The 24,636-nt window shown below is 40.8% G+C and carries 15 protein-coding genes, 1 tRNA gene and 3 pseudogenes; 10 read left to right on the top strand and 9 right to left on the bottom strand.

The window, feature by feature from the left end; translation table 11 throughout:
• Positions 1–2 precede the first annotated feature (2 nt).
• From lhpI to U735_RS0101525, 4 genes are all read left to right on the top strand, one after another.
• On the top strand, positions 3–962 hold the full coding sequence (gene lhpI / locus U735_RS0101535; protein ID WP_031442140.1) for a bifunctional Delta(1)-pyrroline-2-carboxylate/Delta(1)-piperideine-2-carboxylate reductase: 960 nt from the start codon (positions 3–5) through the stop codon (positions 960–962).
• 50 nt (positions 963–1,012) lie between these two features.
• Positions 1,013–1,882, top strand: a complete 870-nt coding sequence (locus U735_RS0101530; RefSeq protein WP_146032841.1) for a hypothetical protein — start codon at positions 1,013–1,015, stop codon at positions 1,880–1,882.
• A gap of 81 nt (positions 1,883–1,963) precedes the next feature.
• Positions 1,964–2,182: a transposase gene (locus U735_RS25180; RefSeq protein WP_316932996.1), complete on the top strand. Its 219-nt coding sequence runs from the start codon at positions 1,964–1,966 to the stop codon at positions 2,180–2,182.
• A gap of 267 nt (positions 2,183–2,449) precedes the next feature.
• Positions 2,450–3,673, top strand: coding sequence for a site-specific integrase (locus U735_RS0101525; protein WP_031442138.1), 1,224 nt, complete (start codon positions 2,450–2,452; stop codon positions 3,671–3,673).
• Positions 3,674–3,714: 41 nt separating this feature from the next.
• On the opposite strand, the pseudogene U735_RS25175 reads toward U735_RS0101525, so the two are convergent.
• Together U735_RS25175 and U735_RS25170 are read right to left on the bottom strand one after the other, a co-directional pair.
• Positions 3,715–4,164: pseudogene (locus U735_RS25175) on the bottom strand (heavy metal translocating P-type ATPase); the annotation flags it as partial.
• Between the two features lie 26 nt (positions 4,165–4,190).
• Positions 4,191–4,302 (bottom strand): annotated as a pseudogene (locus tag U735_RS25170) (single-stranded DNA-binding protein); the annotation flags it as partial.
• Positions 4,303–4,776: 474 nt separating this feature from the next.
• Here U735_RS25170 and U735_RS0101505 point away from each other — a divergent pair.
• From U735_RS0101505 to U735_RS0101490, 4 genes are all read left to right on the top strand, one after another.
• Positions 4,777–6,657 carry a hypothetical protein gene (locus U735_RS0101505; RefSeq protein ID WP_031442136.1) on the top strand — a complete coding sequence of 627 codons (1,881 nt, stop codon included), beginning with the start codon at positions 4,777–4,779 and terminating at the stop codon, positions 6,655–6,657.
• A gap of 34 nt (positions 6,658–6,691) precedes the next feature.
• Positions 6,692–7,603: a putative phage abortive infection protein gene (locus U735_RS0101500; RefSeq protein ID WP_031442135.1), complete on the top strand. Its 912-nt coding sequence runs from the start codon at positions 6,692–6,694 to the stop codon at positions 7,601–7,603.
• Positions 7,604–7,773: 170 nt separating this feature from the next.
• Positions 7,774–10,416: a KAP family P-loop NTPase fold protein gene (locus U735_RS0101495; RefSeq protein WP_031442134.1), complete on the top strand. Its 2,643-nt coding sequence runs from the start codon at positions 7,774–7,776 to the stop codon at positions 10,414–10,416.
• Positions 10,417–10,480: 64 nt separating this feature from the next.
• Positions 10,481–10,993 (top strand): hypothetical protein, encoded by a 513-nt coding sequence (locus tag U735_RS0101490; protein WP_031442133.1) that lies wholly within the window; start codon positions 10,481–10,483, stop codon positions 10,991–10,993.
• 17 nt (positions 10,994–11,010) lie between these two features.
• On the opposite strand, the pseudogene U735_RS25870 reads toward U735_RS0101490, so the two are convergent.
• The 3 genes and pseudogenes from U735_RS25870 to U735_RS0101475 form a co-directional block, all read right to left on the bottom strand.
• Positions 11,011–11,250 (bottom strand): annotated as a pseudogene (locus U735_RS25870) (heavy metal translocating P-type ATPase); the annotation flags it as partial.
• A gap of 71 nt (positions 11,251–11,321) precedes the next feature.
• Positions 11,322–13,628, bottom strand: coding sequence for a relaxase/mobilization nuclease domain-containing protein (locus U735_RS0101480; protein ID WP_031442132.1), 2,307 nt, complete (start codon positions 13,626–13,628; stop codon positions 11,322–11,324).
• On the bottom strand, positions 13,625–14,011 hold the full coding sequence (locus U735_RS0101475; protein WP_031442131.1) for a hypothetical protein: 387 nt from the start codon (positions 14,009–14,011) through the stop codon (positions 13,625–13,627). Before U735_RS0101475 ends, U735_RS0101480 begins: the two co-directional genes overlap by 4 nt.
• 488 nt (positions 14,012–14,499) lie before the next feature.
• Here U735_RS0101475 and U735_RS0101465 point away from each other — a divergent pair, with 488 nt between their 5' ends.
• Complete coding sequence (locus tag U735_RS0101465) at positions 14,500–15,480, top strand: AAA family ATPase (protein WP_031442129.1); 981 nt, start codon at positions 14,500–14,502, stop codon at positions 15,478–15,480.
• Positions 15,473–18,088, top strand: coding sequence for a S8 family peptidase (locus U735_RS0101460; RefSeq protein WP_031442128.1), 2,616 nt, complete (start codon positions 15,473–15,475; stop codon positions 18,086–18,088). The genes U735_RS0101465 and U735_RS0101460 overlap by 8 nt, the downstream gene beginning before the upstream one ends.
• A gap of 220 nt (positions 18,089–18,308) precedes the next feature.
• Here the strand turns inward: U735_RS0101460 and U735_RS0101455 are convergent.
• The 4 genes from U735_RS0101455 to dnaE form a co-directional block, all read right to left on the bottom strand.
• Positions 18,309–18,382 (bottom strand) — tRNA-Asp (locus tag U735_RS0101455).
• 74 nt (positions 18,383–18,456) lie between these two features.
• The gene (locus U735_RS0101450; protein WP_031442127.1) at positions 18,457–19,386 is read right to left on the bottom strand and encodes a DUF58 domain-containing protein; all 930 of its coding nucleotides are present in this window, start codon (positions 19,384–19,386) and stop codon (positions 18,457–18,459) included.
• A 196-nt stretch (positions 19,387–19,582) separates the two neighbouring features.
• Entirely contained in the window at positions 19,583–19,900 is a 318-nt protein-coding gene (gene trxA, locus U735_RS0101445; RefSeq protein ID WP_031442126.1) for a thioredoxin, read from the bottom strand.
• Positions 19,901–20,060: 160 nt separating this feature from the next.
• Positions 20,061–24,497: a DNA polymerase III subunit alpha gene (dnaE, locus tag U735_RS0101440; protein WP_031442125.1), complete on the bottom strand. Its 4,437-nt coding sequence runs from the start codon at positions 24,495–24,497 to the stop codon at positions 20,061–20,063.
• Between the last annotated feature and the right edge of the window lie 139 nt (positions 24,498–24,636).

Raw genomic sequence — 24,636 nt, 5'->3', positions numbered from 1 at the left:
AGATGAATAATATAACCCAAATTCAGGCAAGTTTTATAGAGCAAAACACCAATTTTCCCGATCTTATAAATGCGTTGAGGACTGCATTTTCTGCCCAGGACACCTTGGTGCCCATGAGACATCATCACGATTTTCCCAATCCCGAAGTCCAAGAAGATTCCACCTTGCTATTGATGCCGGCTTGGAAGCCCGGCAAACAGGCTGGGGTAAAAATTGCCACTGTGAGTCCCAAAAACGGTCAATTTAACTTACCGGCCATTCAGGGAACGTATATTTATCTGGATGCCCTAAAGGGTAGAGTCCTTGGACTTTTGGAGGCCAAAAGTTTAACCGTAAAAAGGACTGCCGCTGCCTCCGCTTTGGCATCACAATATTTATCTAGGGAAAATTCCAGCTCCTTTTTAATGATAGGTACGGGTGCCCTCGCTCCCAATTTAATACAGGCCCATGCCAGTATACGTCCCATTGAAACAGTCTATGTTTGGGGCAGGGATTGTTCCAAGGCACTTAGCTTGAGTCAAAAATTTAAGAACGCATCCTTCCATGTCCAACCCATTAAAGCGATTAAGGATAAGATATCTGAAGTCGATATTATTTCCTCTGCCACCTTATCCAAAACTCCTCTTGTTTTGGGAAAATATCTACAGCCCGGTCAACATGTGGATCTGGTAGGAGCCTACAAGGTGGATATGCGGGAGGCAGATGATGAAGCAGTTAAAAAAGCGGAAGTGTATGTTGATACGTATCAAGGCGGTTTAAAGGAAAGTGGAGATATCGTCATTCCTTTAAAAAGTGGAATTTTGAAGGAGACGGACATTAAGGCCGATTTATTTGAACTTGCATCCCAATTTAAAGGAGGTAGGAAAAGTGCTGCGGAAATTACGATGTTTAAGTCGGTCGGACATGCCTTGGAAGATCTGGCTGCGGCTACCTATTATTACAATATGTACCAGGCTGTTTAAAACAAAAAAAATTCAAGCAAATACATTCGTAAATAAGGAACATCAAAAAAATGAGTAAAACTTTCTATTTGGCATTAAATAAGTCAACAGTCGTGCTTTTATTTTTAGGCATGACTGTTTCTGGGATACTGAAGGCCCAAAAATTACCCCTCCCTGCACGTGCCAATGACGCTATTTCCGGTAGTACTTTTAAAAATCAGATCGATACCCTAAGCGTGGAAGACAGGGAAAATCAAATTTACCAAGAGATATTGAATGGAAATATCCCCACTTTTTTACGTGACTTGGTTCCCATTTCATTTTCAAAAACCATCAAGGATTCCGCTTATGTTGTAACCTATTATGTACTTCCAGATTATTTGGCCGTTGGCTCGGATACCGATTATTTCTTAATGCCAATGACCCCAATCCTGGCCCAGAAAATAGCCAAGGCTATCGATTTTACCCTCCCAACCAAACAAATGGTAGATCAAATTTGGAGCAACGCCTCCGTAAAATTGGCTCCCTCCCCCATTCCTCCCAGTCCCCAAATGACAACCATTCCGGTTATGTGGGAACACAACACTAGGTTAAAAGGGCAAAGGAAAGAGACCCTTAAACAGGCATCTTTGGGAGATTTGGTGGCCGGACATAAAAAGGATGTTATAATCTCCAACAAAATCTATGAAAAATCGTCCAAGCCAGTTGTTATTTACGGTTGGCATTACCAAAATGGAACCCCAATTCAGCCGGTCTATGCGGGTCATAGTGAAACATATGCCGATTACAGTCACGGAATCCGATTGGTACAGGATAGTGTCCTGGTCAATAACAAAGTACATCTTATTACAAAGGTCCTTCAAGATATTCAGAAATCTTCCTTATTTAGTGATGAAGGAGTAATTGGGAAGCCATTTTACTCTGTAGAAAAAACTCAGTAGAGGCTTTTCTATATTTTTCTTGTTTGGACTGAATACATTATTCTCTACAAATCAACTGGAATCTTTCTATAAACACATCAAATGATCATGATCCTAGAGAACACAGGCTTTAGGGCCTTCAATACTATTGCTAATACGATATCGCTCAATTATAGGTCGATCCTGAACTATTTTATAAACAGGAGTACAAATGCATCGGCGGAATCATTCAATGCAAAAATAAAAGCTTTTAGAGCGCAATTCAGAGGAGTCAAAAACGTAGAATTCTTCCTTTATAGATTAACCACAATATTTGCATAAACACAACAATTGTTCTTGATCCATTATTCGTCCCCTGATTCGTCCCCTAAAATGAAAAAAGCCCTCAACTTGCGTTGAAGGCTTTTAGCGGTCCGGACGGGACTCGAACCCGCGACCCCCTGCGTGACAGACACGTCATTTATGGCTTTATATGATTTTATAAAACATTAAAGTGCTGCTTTTCAATATATTAATAATTACACAAAACCATATTGAGCCAAATAATACCTATATTTGTTTATAAATAGTTTATAAATTTATAAACAAATGCTAACCACAAAGGTCCTTCTCAATAAAGTACGCCAAAAACAGGATGGAACTTTTCCGTTGGTAATTCGTGTTACTTACAATCGAAAATCAATATATCTGCCGCTAGGTTATAACATGGCCAAGAAAGACTTCGATGCAAAGAACCAACGGATTAGACCTTCAAGTAAAATAGCTTCAAATATTACGCGGCTTAACAATGGCATACAAGAAAAATTGAAGAAGATTTTTGACACGGTATCCCGTCTGGAAGAAGATGGTAAAATAGAAAGCCTCTCCATGTCGTCCCTCAAAAAAGAAATTGAAGGAAAATCAGTTGGCAACATGGACTTTTTCAGTTTCGTTGATACCTTAATACAAGATTTGAAAAAGGGCCAAAAATATGGCAATGCTGAAATCTATAAGACCCTGCGAAATAAAATAGAAAAATTCCACGGAAAGAGTTCCCTTCCTTTTCGTCAAATTAACTATGCCTTTGTAAAGAAGTTGGAGACACAGCACTACGCTTCCGGAAATACTGCAGGAGGTCTGAGCGTATACCTTAGAACACTCAGATCGGTTTATAAGAAGGCTATTAAGCATGGTTTAGCTAAGGAAAATCACAATCCCTTTAATGATTATTCCATAAAGAACGGAACTCCGAAAAGACAGTTTTTGAATAGAGAGCAATTGGAAATCTTAAAAGATGCTCCGGTTGAGGAATCCCATTTGGCCAAAGCTCGTGACCTATACATGGCTTCTTTTTATTTGCGGGGAATGAACTGGATGGATATGGCTTTTTTGAAAGGGGATAATATTCAAGGTGACTTGGAGCGGATAATGTACATAAGATCCAAAACAAGAAACAAAATGTTTTCCATTAAAATTACCCCTGCCTTAAAGCAAATCCTACTTACTTATAGCAATGGGAAAATAAAAGAAGATGATTTTGTAATTCCCATTCTTACTAGGGATTTTTCTCAAGATCAAATCCACGAAACCATAAAAAACAAAAGAAAAAGACAGAACATCTACCTAAAGCGTTTGGCTGAAAGGCTTGAACTTCCAAAATTCACTATCTACAGTGCAAGACACACCTACGCCAATATTCTGAAAAGAAGCGGTGCTCCCAGCAATGTGATACAAGACAGCCTAGGGCATACTACCGAGGCCATGACCCAAGCCTATCTAAGTTCTTTTGAAACCAACGTCCTTGATGATTACGATGCGAAAATCATGTCTTGAGTTTTATTGAATTGTGTACTTTTTTTTCTTCACGCGCCAAATTAAGTTTCGCTTTTTCTTCTTCTCCTTAACCACAAAATTTTGCTCCACCGCATTTTCTGCAACCTTTCCGTATTCAATATCTCTAACAACTTCACAGCCACAATGGCGAAAACGGCTTCCCACATAGTGGTAAGTCTGTCTGTACCCAGAATGAACACTATAATTTTTACCGCATAGGCCAAACCAGAATTTTGCGATAAAAATGCTGCGGGTAGAACGACCTATTTAAATAGCTCGAGAAATCTTGCTCGGTTGGTCGGTATGGATTATAACGTCTACGGTCTCTATTGTGACATCGCTGCCCAGCCCACCCATTAGAATACCCACACCGCTAGCTACTGTGACAGGGGCATTATTAATGCATCGCCCCTAAAAGCAATTTTGGTATTGGGCTGCTTTTTAATTTTTTCCACTTCGTTGAGCTTATCATCCATTAGTAAACTACCTTTCTCCCCTTGGCATTTCGGTAATACTAATTGGTGGCAAGGGAAAAGTGCATCAACTTTTTTCCCACTTTCCAAATCGGGGATAGTGATGTCGCTCCCGATGTTCCCAATCAACTGTACATGGTTTCTAAAACTGCTCATAACACGTGGTTTTTATATCCGCTTTTTACAGATGGGTTAATGAGTTTCCCTTTTCGAATTGAAACCTTTGGTTCATTTTAAGGGGTGTTTGTTTGATTTCCTCCGTGCGTAGTACAATATGGGAAGTGGGTTATGCTATGCCTGTTTTTTGCTGCCCCGAAAACAACGAAGGGCTTGGCCTTCCGATTTGAAAAATCCAAGAAGTAACCCTCTTGTGGCATGTAAGCCATAAGAAAGCAGGGCAAAACGCCAACAAAGAATCCTTCCGAATTCTATTGCATAACAAATATTTTAAGGACATTTTTGTACCTTCCATTAATGGTAGTCCAAGCCAACCAAAAAGATAACATTGAGGGCTGCAATGATTGCCCAATTTAGTGTTCCAAGAGGGATGGATTCAGAGCAGTAAAAAGATGGAAAGAACAATTAATTCTTTGTATAGTGGGTAGGGTAGTGTTTTATTCGAAAGAAGATATGGCTTCCAAGCATTCCCTCATAAAGGCAGAAAAAATCTTGGACAATTATAGTCCGGATGCGGAATTTTCAATTAATGACTTACTGGAAATTTATAATATCCAATTGCATTTTGATAACAACCTGTTTCTACCCAAGTGGAGTGTGCATGACATGGAAGGATACCAAACGACCCTGAAGAATAATTGGCGATTACTTAAGGAACGACTGCTTACAATCAATAACGAAGATGTTGATGCAACGCTTGTAAGCCTAGAGTATCCATACCATCAACAGTTTTGGCGTTTGCTGAATACGTTGAAGAGCTATGAAAAATTGTCGGATGCAACGTTCAAGAGGGTACTATACAAGCATTCCCGACATATCGATTTTGTATTGTCCCAAAGGAATATCGTTAAGAGGTTCGATGCCACAATCAGGGAATTTCTGCTGTGCTATAAAAGTTCGGCTGAACTATTGTTGACCCAGTTCGAGGAGCAAAAATCCGATAAGGACCGGCCAAATTACCATTTTCCAAAAAGTCTTGATTTACAGGACAAAGAAGGTATTATCAGTGCCTATCTGGAACATGAGGATGCCAATCTGAACTACGTTCGATTGGTGGAAAATTCCAAGGACTCCAATAATTTGAGGCTATCGGGAAAAACAAGACTAAAGGCCAAGAGGCGGTCTCAGGAAATGAACAATGAGATTTTCGAGAAGGGCCATGCCTGGAGCATCAGGGTACAGGTGGGACTCCATAAAGATCAGGAAGAACCTGTAAAATACAAGTATGATAAAGGTTTGTACGAGACTACCTACGGTGCAAAGTTTTTGGACCGTATCGAGGATGATGTCGAGTTGTTCAGTATGTTCAAACATCTTTTTCAATATACCGACGACACTTCCATGATTTTATTGGTCAGCAAAAGAAGTGAATTGGACGTACTTGAGCGAATATCCTTAAAATCAAAAAACGAATACGAAATCGGGGAAGCGTTCACAAGAAAGGAGTACCTGTCATTTTTGCAACTACATATTCTAAATAGTTACTTAGAAAGTAAGGACAGCAAAATAGAAAATCTTATCAATGTTTTTATGGTCCATGTAAATGGTCTCATTGAAGGAGCCGAATTCGTATTTAAAATAAGGGACTCAAAGGCTACCTATTTGGAGCGTATGCGCACGGTCTTGCCCGATGTAGATTTTCTGCTCAGACAATACCAGCTCCTGGCCGAAGATGGACTAATCGACCTTGAATTGATTCATTGGAGTTCACGGCCGATAGCAATAGAACAAATCAAAAGCCAATCCAGCAAAAAATATGTATACTCAGAGGATAATCTGATTTTACAACTGAAACACTTATTCTTCTCAGACCAGAGTCATTTGTTTTACACGGAAAAATACAAGAGCAAATACAACAACTTATTCGATTTATTGACCAAGGAAAAAATCTTCATGGAGGACTTTGCCAATTTCCAAAAGGGCCTTATCCAGAATATGATTCAGGACGGCTATTTGTGCATCAATGAGGATAAACAGGTGAGTATTGAAAGGATTACTTTGGTTTACATCATTAGGGAACTGCACCGAAACGAGGGACTAAATTTCTGGCGCTATCCGAGGTTTGTCCGGGAGGAATTGGATCGTATGATAAAAGAAGGAACGTTCATTGTCCAAAACACCTTATTTACCCGGGAGGAAGCGCGATATCTAAATTATTATTTGAATAAAAGGGATTGCACAAACGGTTACGATTTAAGGAACAGCTACTTGCATGGCACCAACACCTTATCTGAAGAAAGACATAAGCACGACTACTACTTGCTACTGAAGGTAATCGTACTTATCTTACTAAAAATAGAGGACGATATTAGAATTGGAAAATTAAACAATTAGGGCAATTCGAAGTGTTTTACCAAGGAAGAAAGAAATGCAGACAAGAAATCAAAAAAATACGAAAAAATTGGAAGATAAATCATTCGAAAAAACAAATATTGGGAAGTGGATCGGTATAGCGATTGGAATTGTTCTATTGATTTTTATAGGCTTCTGGCTACTGAACAGACATTGGCATGAGTTGCCGCCAACGGCCGCGCAATTTGGAGATAGCTTTGGTGCGGCCAATGCCTTGTTTTCAGCACTTGCTTTTGGGTTTTTAATCGTAACCGTATTGATGCAGCGCAAAGAATTGGAACATCAGCGTAAGGAGCTACAGCAAACAAGGGAAGAATTCAAACAGCAGAACGCCACCTTGAAACAACAATTGTTTGAGAATACCTTTTTCAATATGGTCTCGCTACATCATCAAATTGTGAATGACATCGATTTGACTATTAAACCGAGTCCTAAAAATGAGTATACACTAAGTACCATTATAGGAAGGGATGTATTCCGAAATCGGTTTAAAGCCATGAACAGGAAATTGAAGAAAGGCACCGAGGACCCCAATAAGGTGTATGAGGAAATGTTCCACGAGCGGAGAACGGATTTTGCCCATTACTATCGAAACCTGTACCGGATTTTCAAGATGATTGATGAGTATGACTTTAGCCATAATACCACCGCTGAAAATGCTAGTCCTGGTTTAGGCAAAAAAATTGAGGAGACGGAAAGGATCAAAGCGGAAAAATATAAGTATGCCGCCATTATCAGGGCCCAACTATCCGATTATGAACTACTCCTGCTCTTCTTCAACGGTCTAACGGAGAAAGGTGAAAATTTCAAGCCCCTCATTGAACGGTACGCCATACTCGACAATCTTAACCAGGCCGAGCTAAAAAACAAGGACTGGATGAATTCGTATCATCCAAAGGCCTTCAATAGCAAAATCCGGTTCCTTTAATACATCCAAGTCCAAATAGAAAGCGCAATAGTCCCGTTTGGAGAGCAGTTACAATAGATGAAATTGACAGGTCCGGATGGTTCCATCGTGAAAGGAGTAAGCCGCTTACGGAACGAGCAATTTCCACAAAGTAATTTTAATGGACAGCAACATAAGGTTATATTTGAAGTATGAAAACTAGGTCGGCCAACCATATCATAAAGAAAGAAACGCGGATCCTCTTGGTGGTCACGGCACTGGTCATTGTTTTTCTTGACCCATTGGAACGGATGTTCAACGCTATAGTGGTTGACCCAATCCTTAGCCAAGTCCAATCCAGCCTATCGGTTGATTTTATCCTTCTGGGTTTCTTGTTTTGGATGCTGTACGATAGCTGGCGGAAATTTACCAAACGTACCGATATGGGCAGGGGTTATGTGGCAACCTTGGTGTTTATCCTGGGATGCTATGTCCATTACCGATTTTTCGCAAACACATATACGCTCACAGGTTTTTCTTCCTTTCCAGGAATTACCTATTTGGATATGGTAATGGGATATGGTCTTCTGCTTGTTCTTGTTTCGTTCCTACAGCGAATGATGAGGAATAAGAATTCCACAGCGGACCAGGCTGCCGGACTGCTTGACGAACCCATAGACGATGAGGAGGAGGACATTTTGAAACGCATGCCGAAGGTACGCTTATTAGCCGATGAGATAATTGCAGCGTCAAACAAACATTCCATAGCGTTTGGCGTTACCGGTGAATGGGGGTCGGGCAAGACCTCATTTTTGAATTTGGTGGAGCGGGAACTGGAGAAAAGAGGGCAAGGGGATTTATTGGTACTAAATTTTAATCCATGGTTGAACTTGGGCACGACCACTATAATCCAAGAGTTCTTTGAACTTCTACGATTAAAAATTAGACCTGAAAGCTATGACCTCTACATGGATATGGGCAAGTATTCCAGAAACATATTAAAGTTAAGCCCTAGTTCCCTTTTCCAATTTTTAGGGCATTTGCTGGATTTTGGAAAAAATGACAGCGTCACGGAAGATTTCAAACGCATTAATACTTCCCTGAAAAGGTTGGGTAAAAAGTTTTTAATCGTTCTCGATGATATGGACCGCTTGAAAGCGGATGAAGTATTTGAGATTTTGAAATTGATTCGGAATACCGCAAACTTTGATAACTTCATTTACCTGGTGGCCTATGACAAGACCTATATTTCAGAATCCTTGAATAAAATTGGTATACCCAAGAACGAAAAGTTCGCGGAAAAGATTTTCCTGAAGGAAGAAAACCTCTTGCCGATTACCGAGGCCAGGATTAAGAAGTTCCTTTCAGATCGTTTAAAAGAGGAACTGCCTTCTAGACTAAAGGAAATTGACAATTACTTTGGCTATACGATGCGTTCCTTGACGGGAGATAAAGGAGATTTTTGCCTGAAGCATATTAGGGACGTGAAACGATTTCTTCAAAATTTTCTGAGCGAATACAAGAAAATAGAACAAGAGGTGGACTTTAAAGACTATCTCAATATTAAACTTTTAAAATTCAAGTTTTACGACGTATATCGAGTGCTATTTTTGGACCCACATTACTATTTGAGTCCCTCACAAAATACAAGCAATGCCAGCGGAGTACATAGGGATGCCAGGCAATTGGCCTATGAAGGGGAAACTAAAAACGAGTACAGGAACCGTTTTCTCAAGTTTGAGGATTCAAGGTTGGGAATCCATGCCACAGAAGTCCTGCGTATCCATGGGGATTCCCTTAAAGACCTACAAAAACTGGTGTCTGATATTTTCAGGAACAATACGTATGGATCGAAAAGCCATCTCTCCATCGTATTTTCATCGCACTATTATCGCTATTTTCAAGACATTTTGGAGGAACACGAAATATCGGAACTGGTATTCAATACAGAGATTGAAAAGGACTTGGACAGTATACAAAATACCATTTCAAAATGGAAGGAACAGGGGAAATTGGATGCGGTACGGGCACGATTTTATGAAGTGAAAACGTATGAGCTGCCGGATAGGAAATCATTCGAGAAGATTATAAAGGCCACCTTCTTTCTGGCAAGTATGGAAAGAGAAAATGATAAATACCATATGGGCTATTACGGTTATGACCCAGTTAGTTTAAGAAATATAATAGGAGATCATGACAACATAGTGTCCAATAAGTTTTATGATGGACAAAGAGAGAAACTAAAGGATTTCGTTGAGAACCTAATGCATTCCAAAGAATATTCAACAATGTTTTGCGCAAACCTGCTTAACTGGTGGTACAGTCATTATCATGGAGAGAATTGGATTCTGTCTAAAAAGGAAATTAAACAGTACATTCTAAACAGTTTTAAAAATTACACTAAGAAGGTCACCGTACCAGACGGTGACGTTTGGAACTACTACAGTAATTGTTTGGTCACGGAGTGGGACCCAACGGGCCCATCTTCACGAACCTCAAGAAAGGAACGGTTCTTAGAGGCCAACTACATCTTTATCGCTTTCATTGAGAATTACCTAGATCACTTTTTGGTCAAATTCATCCAAACGCCACGTATGTATGGATTCGATGGAGCGGATAAATTAGGCATCATAAGTATTGTAAACGATATTTTCGAAAACAGATCCAATTTCATGGACTTTCTTAACGACATGAAGCAAAAGAAAGATAAAGGAAATTTGGCGTCTGAATTTATAGATGAATATCATGAATTTGCAACGCAATTGTTAGCATCTGGGGATGAAGGAATAGTGTTTGACTTCAAATATCCTCCGGCAAGGGAAGCTTTGGAATCACATGTGTGGCAGCGGGCCTAATTGTGGGCCAATGCTTTCCTAAGTAATCTGAGAATATTGCCCAACGACCGTTTATAAAAAGGAAATGAAAGAATACGATATTGAGAATTACGTTGAACCAGAGCGAAGTTACCGTACCACTTTATGTGATAAGTTCAAAGTTGGCCACCTCATTTATGACAACAACCAACAACGAATTAAGATAGTGGACATAGCGGTTCTACAGGAAATCCTCCTCTGGGAAAGCAAAGATGTAAAGGGTTCCAAATTAAAGTACATCCCAATATACCTTACTCATGAATGGTTGGTCAATGTCTTTGACTTCGAGTCAAAGTATATGGCCACAAATAGCATTACGGTCTATACCTCTTTGCGAAACGGCATGAAGGTTCATGGACAAAGAGGCCGGTTTTTTGTTGGGGTTACCATCAGGGAAAAAATGGATTCCATGGGTATGGCTGGTACCCATTTCAGCAAACCATCCATTCTTTTTGTAAATGAACTTATGGACTATAGTTTTTTATTAAAGCGGGATATGATTGACTTTAACAAAAACGATTTGATAACAATCAATAAGGTAATGAACCTGAACAATTAAACATTGCTGTAATTGCATATTTTGACCGCCCTTGTAATCTTGCTCGCTTGGTCGGTCCGAATGATGGCATCCGCTGTTTTAATGGCAACATCACTACCTAGACCGCCCATTGCGATTTCTACATCGTTTACCGCCAATACAGTTGCGTCATTGATACCATCACTCTTAAATTCAACCTTGCTATCAGGTTGTTTCTTGAGTTCTTCTACTTCGCTCAGTTTATCTTCGGGTAGTAAACCGCCAGTAATGCAATCGATGAAAAAATGGTCAGAAAATATGAGATCTTTTATAAAACAATAGTTTTTGGAACTAAGCCTAAAAACAAAATTTAAAATGAAAATCCTCTACTCTTACGTTTATATTTCGACCAGTCTGTCATCTCATTCTTAAAACCGTTAAAGACCTCTTCAGTTTTCTTGCCGCCAACGCCCAACAACGAACTAACGGTATAAACTCCTTTTCTGAGCCTTCGGTTCTGCTGGATACTGAATTGCCTTTCGGATACTTGAACAAGGCTCTGCCGTAGCCCATTGTCCATATGGTGCTGTACCATCTCCCGATGCAGGTTCGGGTAGGCTTTTTCGCTCGTTAGCATGAAAGTGACCTTATCGTAGACTCCCCTTTCCATGAGGTGCCCCGCCCATAGGTTCTTTAGGTTGTTCCGACCATCTTGAACCAACCCTTGGATGATGGGTCCTTGTTTATTCAATGTTGTGGTCAAATCGGGAATTGAACTCAAATAAAGACTTGTCCTTTGCGACAATGGGTAACTTGTTTCGTACTCAGTGTAAATGGATTTTACCTCAAATCCATTTTCTCCCTTTACGAAATAGAAGCCTTTCGCATTGAAAAGGGCGATATAGTCCTTCGGGGATTTTTCGAACGGGGCATGCATCCGTTCCGCATTCTTTATATAGGGAGCCAAGGCTACCATTTCATATTGTTTTTTGTAAACTGGGTTCATTTTTTCATAAAGTTTCGGAAAAATCATGGGCAGAAAAATGGCCAATGCCGTCAACTTGGGACTGTTTTCGGAAGACCGTTCCAAAAGCATTTGGAGCATCAAATGGTTTTGACGGACGAATCCCGAGGATACATATTTTTCCATATTCTCGGGGATAGGCAAACGTCCTAACGGAACAGGAACCGTATGCCTGTTCGAATTGGTGAAGGACAATTTGTTCTCATTGTACTTTACGCCCAAGGATTGGAACAGAAGACGAACGCTTCCCTCTTTTGTACCCACCTCGAAAATTTCTTTTTTTAGTACATCACCGATAAGTTGGAACTTGTTTTCCAAGGCTTCCTTTTCCTTTTTCGTTTCCAATTCGCATAACCTTTCCCTGACCATAGGAAACGCATCTTCTACCGCTTTCCTGAATTCTTTTCTCTGATTTGTTGGGAAATATCCTTCCAAAAAATTATGGTTATTTGAAACCATCAAGCTCGGAACGATATTGCAGAAATTCCTGGTCATGATATGTTCCGAGAGCAACCCGTTCTGTTTCTGGGATTTCAGATACGATGTGGTCAATGCCTCTTTTATCACTTTTTGGATTTCCAATTTGAACTGTTTACCTTCGGTATCGATTTTCGTGGGTTCGTTAACGTTCCCAAAAATATCCAAACGGTTCTGCATTCTAATGTTCGGGCTCAACTCCCTTTCTGTGAACACATACCCCGATTTGTCATAGATGGTGTAACCCTCGATGGCGTCTTGGCTTTCCTCCCATTTTATGTCGATGCATTGATACTCCTTCAGGACATTTTCCAGTTCCCTCGGCTGGATGGTTTTGAAAAGACCATAGGTGGTCTCGATCTGTTTTAATAGCCTTTTGCGGTGCATGGGCAACATTTTGGATTTGGAATGTGTATCGAAGACCTTTTGCAGTTTCGGGCCGCTCAACTTTCGGTGTACGGCGGACCCGTTTATGAACCTTGTCCGATAGCCTTTTTGGTTGTTCAGGCCATAGGCTACTCCTATCCTTCCCGTTTCGCTTGTGGTGGTTCTTAATTCGATATGATAGGGCTTAACAAGTTTCGCCAGTTCCTCGAAACTCCGCACCTTATACTTTTGGTTGATGCCGTTCAGTACATCCTGTAAATAGAACTTCGTTCCTTTTTCCACATCCATACCGAACTGTAGTTCGGGCAATCGGTATATCGGGAGTTGTCTTTTCTGTTTTGTCGTCGGTGCCTTTGACAGGCGGTATTTCTTTTCCAGGTGCTGCCGTGTAGCCATGCTCCTTCTATGGCTATTGAAGATTTCGAGCACTTTTCCATCTTCTTTTACGATAGTGGATACGATATGGACGTGTTCGTGCTTGGTATCATTATGCCGTACCACTACATAGGGCTGTTCCCCATAGCCCATTTCTTGCATGTATTCTTCGGAGATTTTAAAAAACGTACCGTCATCAAGGTGTTCGCTATGGGGAAGGTTCAGGCTGATATGGGCATAGCGGTTCTTGGTGGCGTTGCGCTGTCCCTGAAAGTGCAGCACGCTCCCGAAAAACTTTGGCGATATGCTTTGGGAAAATGTGTTGCCGTAACCGAGTACGCGCATACCTTCTTTTCCGAAGACATAGTTCAATGTCCCCTGACAGGTTTCTCCATAACTGATCTTTGCTATCAACTTGTTTGTTCCATTATTGTAATTTCTATAAGGTTATGCAGCAGTTCATTGGTCTTCTGTATTTCATTTTGTAAACTACTGTTCGGACTTCTCAGGTTCTTGTGGTGGGCTATCTTGACCAATTGGTTGATGTTGTTTCCTATCTTGTTGACATGATAGGCAAGATTTGAAGTATCGGGAAGCCTATCCTTTTCCTCTGCTTCGCTGTGCAAAACCAATCTTCTCAACAACGGACTTATCGTTCCTCTTTCCGAAATATCCAAGTCATAGGATTCGCAGATTTTCCTCAATCCTTCATATTCCGTATCGTTGAACCGTAGCATCACGTTATGGTACCGTTTCATTTTCCCCAATCGTTTTCGGCCTCTTTTTCGTTGTTCCATTTTCGTTGCTTTTTAAAGCAAAACACTTCGTCAGAAGTAGACAATTCTAAGTTACTTAGAATGCACCTCGCTATCTGTTTCATAGATAAATTTAGCATATTAATTTTGAATTTAACTAACTTATTATCAATATGTTATACTTCAAAAACATATGAATACATATGGCTTCAAATGGGTCTAGATAGTAGATTTAAATGGTCTAATATGGTGTTGAAAAAATGGAAGGAAATATGGAAATGTTCAAATTTGTGACTAGGGAGAGAAAAAGACAAGCGGCCTTTCCGCCGCTTGGGTTTTTGCGCGGCCGCGAGGGGGTTCAAAAAAATGGAACGAAAAGATCCCGAATGCGAACCGGCGCAGCGGTTAGCTCGGGAAGTCTTGAAGTGGAAGGTTTTTGAACTTCCGCAGGTGGCAGGCCCAACAAAAAATCAACCTAGGATAAACTAAAAAAAGCTGATTGTCCTAGGAATTATATAAATTTGTATCAAATGGCTAGAGCGGACCTCCTTTTAAAACTTGTCAAATCCGGGATAAATGGTAATATGACCCTTTTCAAAAAAGTGGTCGAGTCCATTATTGCCGAAGAAAAGAGCAAACAGCATCATGTTGTGGCAAAACAGCTTACGGAGGCACTGAATGAGTCAAACAGAACAAATACCAAAACAACTATCCAGAGTCGTTTACTGGATGAAAAGCTGGACAACTTTTTGTATCGAATCTACCCCAACAAATCGTTGGATGATGTCATTATTAATGATAGCAATGAAAAAGTAATCCAAGACTTTATCCAAGAGCACTTACGGAGTGATTTGTTAAGATCCTATAATCTAGAACCGCGAAACAGAATTTTACTAGCGGGTCCTCCTGGAAATGGAAAAACCTCCTTAGCTGAGGTTATTGCCCAATCTTTAATGGTCCCTTTTTATGTTATCCGCTACGATGGAATTATTGGTAGTTATCTTGGCGAGACAGCTAGCCGATTAAAGGCTATGTTTGATTTTATACGAACACAGGAATGTGTCCTATTTTTTGATGAGTTTGATGCTATAGGCAAAGAACGTGGCGATATTCATGAGACAGGAGAGATAAAAAGGGTCGTCAGTTCATTACTATTACAAATTGATAGACTTCCAAGTTATGTGGTAGTCGTCGCAGCCACCAATCATCCAGAACTTCTTGATAAGGCGGTATGGAGACGCTTTCAAATACGTTTGGAACTTGAAGCACCGGATAAGGATATGATTGAACTCTGGTTGCGAAAATTTCAGGCTAAGGTAAAATACGATTTACAATATCCTATTTCCAAAATAGCATCAAAACTAGTTGGAAATAACTTTTCAGAAGTTGAAGAATTTATACTGGCCCTAGAAAGAAAATATATATTATCACTTCCTGAGGTAAACGTTCAGCGGGTCGTGGACGAATGTTTGGATGAAATGGAAAAGAAATACTCTTTGAAAAATGAGTAAAAAGCCTTTATTGATTTTTCCTTCCCCTGCCACGGCACAAAGGTCGAACAAGTCCGGCGGTCCCGGTTCGATTAGATTCCCAGATAAACAAAGTCAGATTACCAAACATGGTCCGAGAATCACCGAATTAGATACAGTGCTTGCTAACCAAACAGCCTCCTTACAATCCTCTATCGACAATATTATCCCTGAAATGGTCCTTGTGCTAGAAACAGCAGGTGAAATAGATGAATTTTTCAAGGCTGCCCAACATACTCCTGGGATGGAGTTTCTCGCGGAATTTGAGGCAGAGCTTGAAGCCGACCTAGAGTTTTATGTCAAAGATAAAGAAGACAAACCGACTGATAAGCCCATTGACACCCGTTTCTATCTTACAATGACCAATCAGCGGGCACTGCAAGAACTTCTAAAGTACTGGAACGAATACCAAAAGGAAAGTGAAAACCAGCACTTTAAACGCGGTACTACAAAGTTCAGAACTATTTTCGAACAATTAAGGGATATAAGACCTTATGGAGTGGCAGATAGGATTCGTGATACTGGCCTTCAGGAGTATATCGATGAAATGAAATCATTCCATTTTGATTATGTTCGCTTTGAAATTGAATTGGCATACAAGGATGATAAAAATAGAAACTTGGCCGCCTACAACGAGGTTATCGCTCTACTTGGAATTCAAGAGGGTTTTGGTGTCCTTAACTCAAGGACAATGATTCCTGAGATTGGCTACCATGCTTTCATTGCCCAAGCCCCGATAGCGTCCTTTGATGACTTAACCGAAAACAGCAATGTGTTATTTCTTAAAAGTCAGCAGATTCTATTTTTTCGACCGGTCGGCCAAACTGTATTACGTGTTCCAGAAGAAAATGAACTTCTTCCAACCACTAAAACCGTAGAAGTTGATAAAACCAACAGAGAGCCTGTAGTAGCACTTTTCGATGGTATGCCATTGGAAAATCATCAATTGCTCAGAAATAGATTGATTGTCGATGACCCCGATGAATTTGCCACCAATTATCTAAGTAACGCGCGAATTCACGGAACTTCTATGGCTTCTCTTATTCTTCATGGAGATTTAAACGCTCCGAACTCTGCTGTTCTGGATACACCGATATACGTGAGGCCCATAATGAAATTAAATTCATTGCCTCACTTTCAAGAAGAGGCCTTACCAGATGACCGACTCCCACTTGATTTGATACACAGGGCAGTACTACGAATGAAAGTAGGGGAAAATGGAAATGCACCTACAGCCCCAAAAGTTCGATTTATCAATCTATCCATTGGTGATCCTTTCAGACCATTTCATTTCAATATTAGTTCTTGGGCAAAACTTCTCGATTGGCTAGCGTATGAATTTGACCTCCTTTTTATCATTAGTGCAGGAAATTATGTTGAACAACTAGTTTTAAATGTAGGTGAACAAGAATTTGATGGTCTTTCCATTGAAGAAATTGAGAACCTTGTACTACAAGAAATAGTCAAAACCAACTATAACCGCAAAATATTGACCCCATCCGAAAGCATCAACAATCTTACGGTAGGAGCGACACATCGCGATTATTCTAATCCCGGAAACCTTCATCAAAGAAAAGATGTCATCGATTCTCCAGAATTGCCCTCTCCTATAAGTAGAATAGGTTTTGGTTATCGCAAGGGCATAAAGCCGGATATACTAATGCCGGGCGGAAGAAAACTATACCGTAAAGCTCCCATACAACCAAATCCTGCCCAGACTATATTGCGTATGGAATCCTCCGTTTCGGCAGCAAATCCTCCAGGAAGCCAAGTGGCTATGCCATCCCAACAGGGAAGAACTGACGGAATAGGATATTTATGTGGAACAAGCAACTCCGCTGCTCTGACTTCCAGACTGGCAGTTCAATTGCACGAAGTTCTGTCAACGCTTACCTTGGACGACGGTTCACTTCTGGATAGTAACTATTTAACTGTGTTGATTAAAAGTTTGTTGGTGCACAGTGCAGGTTGGGGAAAAGGTTCCGAAAAACTGCTAGAGATTGTAAAAAATCAGCCAGGAGTAGCGAATAAAACTATCAGAAGAAACACTTTACCGTACCTAGGTTACGGCAATATTGACCCAGAAAGGATTCTCTACTGCACAGACAAAAGAGTTACGTTGCTAGGTTATGGTGCACTTTCAAAAGGTAATGCCCATTTGTATAGTTTTCCGCTTCCAACCACCATAAGTCAAAAACAAATAAAAAAAAGACTTACGGTTACCTTGTCTTATCATAGTCCCTTGAATTTTAAAACGAGAAAATACAGATCTGCCCATTTGTACTTTGATAATCCAAAGCGTAATGGTCACCTCGAATTAAAACGGCTCTCTTATGACTTTAATGCAGCTCAGTCAGGAACTGTACAACATGATATCATGGAAGGAGATAAAGCCGATGTTTTTGTTGATGGGGATTCATTAAATATTAAAATAAATTGCAGGGAAGATGCAAGCAAATTGGGCCACGGTACTTTTGTCAAATATGGTTTGGCCGTTACGCTCGAAATAGCAGAAAATGTAGATGTACAAATCTATGAAGAAATTCAGCAAAGGCTAAGGACCCGTATTCGTTCAGGAGTATCAACTTAAAGCCGAAAGCTATATTTATTTATAAATCTCCGATTATAGACCTAAACCTTTTCCCCTTCTCTTTTTGTTGCTTTGCTCGACTGATCCGTTATATTGACTTAAGATATGACTTTTTAATATTCTTTAAAATATTGAATACTAAACCCTTGGATGTTTATAAATAGTTTATAAACGAGAAACTAAAAAAGCCCTCACATCTGTGAAGGCCTTGTTTTATTAGCGGTCCGGACGGGACTCGAACCCGCGACCCCCTGCGTGACAGGCAGGTATTCTAACCAACTGAACTACCGAACCGTGGCGTTTAGCGAGTGCAAATATACACCCCTTATTTAATTGCACAAACAATTTTATAAAAATAATGCAAGTTTCTACATAAATTTTTGGCGCTCCACCATAAAGGTGTTCATTATCAGGGAGAAACTATCCTTTACATCTACCTCCACATATTTAATTTTATATTGGGCACATTTTAGTCTCAATTCTGTGAAGTAGGATCCCACCTCCCTTTCATAGGCTTCTTTTACAGAATCGGCATAAAGATCAATATGGGTCCCTGTTTCCACATCAAGAAAACGCTTGGGAGTATTTTCAAAATCAAAGGAGTATTCCGTTTCCTTATCCATGATATGGAAAAGGATAACCTCATGTTTATTGTACTTTATATGCCGCAGTGCATCGAACAACTGTCCGTCATCCCCGGAAGATTGAAACATGTCCGTAAAAAGTACAATTAAACTTCTTCTTTTTAATTTTTCCGCAATCTGGTGCAAATAGGTATAGGTCTCGGTCTGCTTGGCCGGTTTTGTTTCCTGACCAATCTCGCTTAATTTGGCCAACAACATTTGGTGATGCCTTTCACTACTCTTTTCCGAAGAATAGAAATTGTATTGATCGCTATATACACTTAAGCCCACCGCATCCCGCTGTCTTTTAAGTATGTTCATCAACGAGGCAATGGCCAGGACCCCAAAACCAATTTTATTAAGGTTGTCAAGACTCAAAGAACCAACCTCTGGATAATACATGGAGGCCGAATTGTCCAAGATCATATGACAGCGTAAATTGGTCTCCTCCTCGTAACGCTTGGTATATAACTTATCCGTCTTTGCAAACAACTTCCAATCTATATGCTTGGTGCTTTCCCCATTATTGTAGATTTTATGCTCGGCAAATTCTGCGGAAAATCCATGAAAGGGACTTTTATGAATACCACTGATAAACCCTTCCACTACCTGACCTGCCAATAATTCCAGATTCTGGAACAAACTTGCCTTATGTAGTTCGGATTGTAGGTTCATTTAGCTAAGATAATGAAGATATTGACTTATCGGAAAATAGAAACTCCCAAAAATTGGGAGGTCATATTAAATACGCTGTAATCAACCCCTATTTTCTGGAGCTTCCACCCTTTTTATTGGAAATTAGGCATAAAAAAATCCCGCTAACAGCAGGATTTTTTTATCATTTATATTCCCCTTAGGGAATCAGTGAAGGCTATAGTAATGCATCAATAGCATCGGTATATACCTTTTTAGGGGAAACACCAACCTGTCTGTTAACGATTTCACCATTTTTGAACACCAATACCGTTGGAATATTTCTTACGCCGTATTTAGCAGCAAACTCTTGGTTGGCGTCCACATCTACCTTACCAACAACGGCCTTACCATCATACTCGGTACTTACCTCATCGATAATAGGACCTACCATTCTACAAGGACCACACCATGCTGCCCAAAAATCCACTACTACTGGTTTATCACTTTTTAAAACTACCTCATCAAAAGTAGCATCTGTTATTTCTAATGCCATGTTTCGTTATTTTTAAATATTATACAAATTTAGACAATTATTTTGCCTTTTCCTTACTAAGATTATATTCGTTTTGACTATGGCTAAATTGATAAAACCTATTCTTTTTAATCACATTGCACTTGCGTGGAATTTTGACCATAATATTAGTTTAAAACCTTTAGTTCAACTTGTAATGTACGTCTTTTTCATTGAGCTGAAGAAGCAATTCACTTGATATTTGGATTTTTTGTTTTCTACAGGTCATGTTTACCTTTATCTGCTCCTCCATCTCATACACCACAAAACTAAGTGGATGATCGCCCTTATGCGATACCAACGTATCCTTAAGGTCCAATATGCTTTCCTCCTTCAATTGTGATATATCCAACTTAATGGTGAGTTTTTTGGCAAAGGTTTCCATAACGTCCTGCAGCATCATAATCATATTAAACTGCATCCTGGGATCTCCTTTTTTTCCGGTATCTCGGTTCATCCAACCTTCACGTACAAACACCTTGACATATGCAAAAGAATTGATCATCAGGAAATGACGATATTTTAAATACTCCTCCCCGAACATTCTAAATTCAAAGGTATCCGTATAATCTTCCATGGTAAACATGGCCCATCCCTTGCCATTTTTGGAAACCCGGTGCTGCACATCGGTAATTACCCCGGCAAAGGAGACCTCTCTATTTACTATAGCCTCCAAATCATTTAAATTGGAAAGGCTCGCATTGCAGAAGGCCTTAATCTCTGCATTAAAATCGTCCAAGGGGTGACCGGAAATATAGATTCCCACTACTTCTTTTTCCCTTCTCAATTTTCCCATGGTGCCCCATTCCTCACAGGGCGGGACCACAGGTTCCGGAATCTGAACATCACTGGCTTCACCAAACAGACTAACTTGTGATGAATTTTCATTCTCTTGAAATTTGGCCCCATACTTCATGGCTTTTTCCAAAAAGGTAATTCCGTCCCCCTCATCATAAAAATACTGCGCCCTATGAGTATCCCCAAATGAATCGAAGCCTCCGGCAACCGCCAGGTTCTCAAAGGCCTTTTTATTGGCCGCCCTTAGATCTATTCGTTTGGCCAGATCAAAAACAGATTTATAAGGTCCGTCTTTCTTTCTGTTCTCAACTATGGTTTCCACCGCACCCCGGCCAACACCTTTTACGGCCCCCATGCCAAAACGGACCGCACCGGCATCGTTTACGGCAAACTTATAGTAGGATTCGTTTACATCTGGCCCCAATACCTGTAATCCCATACGCTTACACTCTTCCATAAAGAAGGTAACCTGCTTTATGTCGTTCATGTTATTGGAAAGTACCGCGGCCATATATTCCGCAGGGTAATGCGCTTTGCAATAGGCGGTCTGGTAGGCAATCCATGCGTAACAGGTAGAGTGCGACTTGTTAAAGGCGTAGGCCGCAAATGCTTCCCAATCTTTCCAGATTTTCTCCAGCTTGTCTACGGCATGTCCTTTCTCCGAAGCCTGCTTTATAAATTGCGGCTTCATCTTATCCAGGACATACTTCTGCTTTTTCCCCATCGCCTTACGCAAAACATCGGCCTCACCCTTGGTGAAATCGGCCAACTTCTGCGAGAGGAGCATTACCTGCTCCTGGTAGACTGTAATGCCGTATGTTTCTGCCAAATACTCCTCGCAGGCATCCAGGTCATATATAATTTCCTCGGTACCATGCTTACGGGCTATGAAACTGGGAATGTATTCCATTGGACCGGGACGGTACAAGGCGTTCATGGCAATAAGATCCGCAAAAACGGTAGGTTTTAAAGCCCTCATGTGTTTTTGCATCCCGGGGGATTCATACTGGAACACCCCAACGGTTTCCCCACGCTGGAAAAGCTCGTATGTCTTTTCATCATCCAAGGGAAAATTCTCCGGATCCAATTCTATACCGTGTTTGGCCTTTACTATTTTAACGGTATCCTTGATCAAGGTCAAAGTTTTTAACCCCAAGAAATCCATTTTTAGCAAGCCTGCACTTTCTACCACAGAGTTATCGAACTGGGTACAATACATATCGGAGTCCTTCGCCAAGGCAACAGGAACGAACTTGGTAATGTCATCAGGGGTAATAATTACCCCGCAGGCATGTATACCGGTGTTACGCACCGATCCTTCCAATATATAAGCCTGGTTAAGGGTTTCCGACTCCAGGCCTTCACCTTCGGAAATAGCCAGCAACTCGTTGATCTTGATCAGTTCCTCGCTATTGAATTTTTCTTTTAAGGTTTTTTCATCGACCCCAATAATCTTTTTCAACTTGGACATATTGGGAATCAGCTTGGCCATACGGTCCGCATCCCCCAACGGCAGATCCAAGGCACGTGCCGTATCCCTGATAGATGACTTTGCCGCCATGGTACCATAGGTAATGATCTGGGCCACCTGATTGGAACCGTATTTATCTATTACATAGTCCATTACCCTTCCACGGCCTTCATCATCAAAGTCAATATCGATATCGGGCATGGACACACGATCTGGATTTAGGAATCTCTCAAAAAGCAGATCGTACTTAATAGGGTCCAAATTGGTTATCCATAAACAATAGGCAACTGCGGAACCTGCTGCGGATCCCCGACCGGGACCAACGGACACATCCATATTACGTGCGGCCCTAATAAAATCCTCTACGATCAGGAAATAACCAGGATATCCGGTCTTCTCAATTACCTTAAGCTCAAAATCGAGTCGCTCATCAATTTCAGGGGTAATTTCACCATATCTCTTTTTAGCCCCTTCATAGGTGATATGTCGGAGATATTTATTCTCCCCACGTTTTCCACCATCCAATTTATCCTCTTCGAACCTAAATTCTTCCGGAATATCAAAAGCAGGCAATAAGACATCGCGGGCAAGGGTAAATGTTTCTACCTTATCTATTACTTCCTGAATGTTGGTAATGGCTTCAGGAATATCCTTGAACAGGTCCTTCATTTCATCAGAGGACTTAAAGTAATATTCCTTATTGGGCAGGCCATATCGGTAACCCCGGCCACGACCTATAGGAGTGGCCTGTTTTTCACCATCTTTTACACAAAGCAAAATATCATGTGCATGCGCATTCTCCTTTTCCAGATAATAGGTGTTGTTGGTGGCAACCAATTTTACATTGTGCTTTTGGGCAAACTGGATCAAGACCTGATTTACACGATCTTCATCCTCCTGACCGTGACGCATAATTTCCATATACAGGTCATCCCCAAAAGTGTCCTTCCACCAAAGTAAGGCTTCCTCCGCCTGGTTCTCCCCAACATTTAAAACTTTACTGGGCACTTCCCCGTAAAGGTTTCCGGTAAGTACAATGATATCCTCTTTGTACTGTTCTATCACCTTTTTATCTATACGCGGAACATAATACTTCCCATCCACAAAGGCAATGGACGACATTTTTGCCAAATTTAAATATCCATTTTTGTTTTTGGCAAGCATTACTATTTGATACCCATTATCCTTCTGGGATTTATTGGTGTGATCCTCGCAAACTTGAAATTCGCACCCTATAATCGGTGTAATCTCCACCTCTGGTTCCGGAAGTTCCTGTAGTGGCTCCTGCCCCTCTTCCAAGGTTCCGTTTACAGTGGCTTCATAGCGCTTTAAATTTTCTTCGTTTCTGGCAACAACCCCCTTATTATGGTTAATGACCCCATTAACAAAATGAAAGGCCCCCATCATATTCGCGTGGTCCGTCATGGCCACCGCCGGCATTTTAGCTTTTGCTGTGGCAGAGATCAGCGCGGGAATACTAATGGTAGATTGTAGAATGGAAAACTGTGTATGATTATGGAGATGGGCAAAGTTTGCCGTTTCCAAAGTGGCCAAATTTTCCTTTATTTCCTCCTTGGAAATTCCACCAGAATCTTTCTCCCATAAGGCATCGGCTATTTTTTTTGATGCCTTTTTTAGGTTGATGTGCTTTAAACCTATTAATTGTATTTCTTGCGGATTGGCCTCGGAGAAATTTTTAAAATAATCGGGCTTCACATCCAATTGCTCGGCCGTATATTCATTTCTACGCACCAGTTCAAGAAAGCAACGGGTAGTAGCCTCCACATCGGCTGTAGCATTGTGCGCTTCTCCAAAAGGTTCACCGAACAAGTATTGATGCAGTTCCGTTAAGGTCGGTAATTTAAACTTACCGCCACGTCCACCAGGAATCTGACATAATTGAGCTGTATGCTCGGTACAGGTATCCAACACCGGCAATTCCTGTAAGGAATTTTCAACCTGGTACCTGTGGAACTCGGCACCCATAATGTTTAGATCGAATCCCACATTCTGGCCTACAACAAACTTGGTTTTGGAAAGTGCCGCGTTGAATTTTTCCAATACCTCCCCGATCGGAACCCCTTGTTGCTGTGCCAACTCCGTAGAAATCCCATGAATCTGTTCCGCATCGTAGGGAATATTAAAACCATCCGGCTGCACCAAATAGTCCTGGCTTTCCACCAAATTGCCCATAGCATCGTGCAACTGCCAGGCAATTTGTATACAGCGCGGCCAATTGTCGGTGTCCGTATAAGGGGCATCCCAACGTTTGGGTAATCCAGTGGTTTCCGTATCAAAAATAAGGTACATAGAGCGGGTTTATGTGATGGGATTGGAAGTGGTAAAAATAAGGAAATAGCACTTAAAGGGAAAGGGCATTTATTAGGAGTTATCAACGTTGCCAAAAGCAAAGAACCAGATGTTTCCATCTGGTTCCAATATACTATTT

This window comes from Arenibacter algicola, assembly GCF_000733925.1.
GTDB classification, from domain to species: Bacteria; Bacteroidota; Bacteroidia; order Flavobacteriales; family Flavobacteriaceae; genus Arenibacter; species Arenibacter algicola.
The sequence above is the reverse complement of the archived record's forward strand: the minus strand, read 5'-3'. Positions and strand labels throughout refer to the sequence as shown.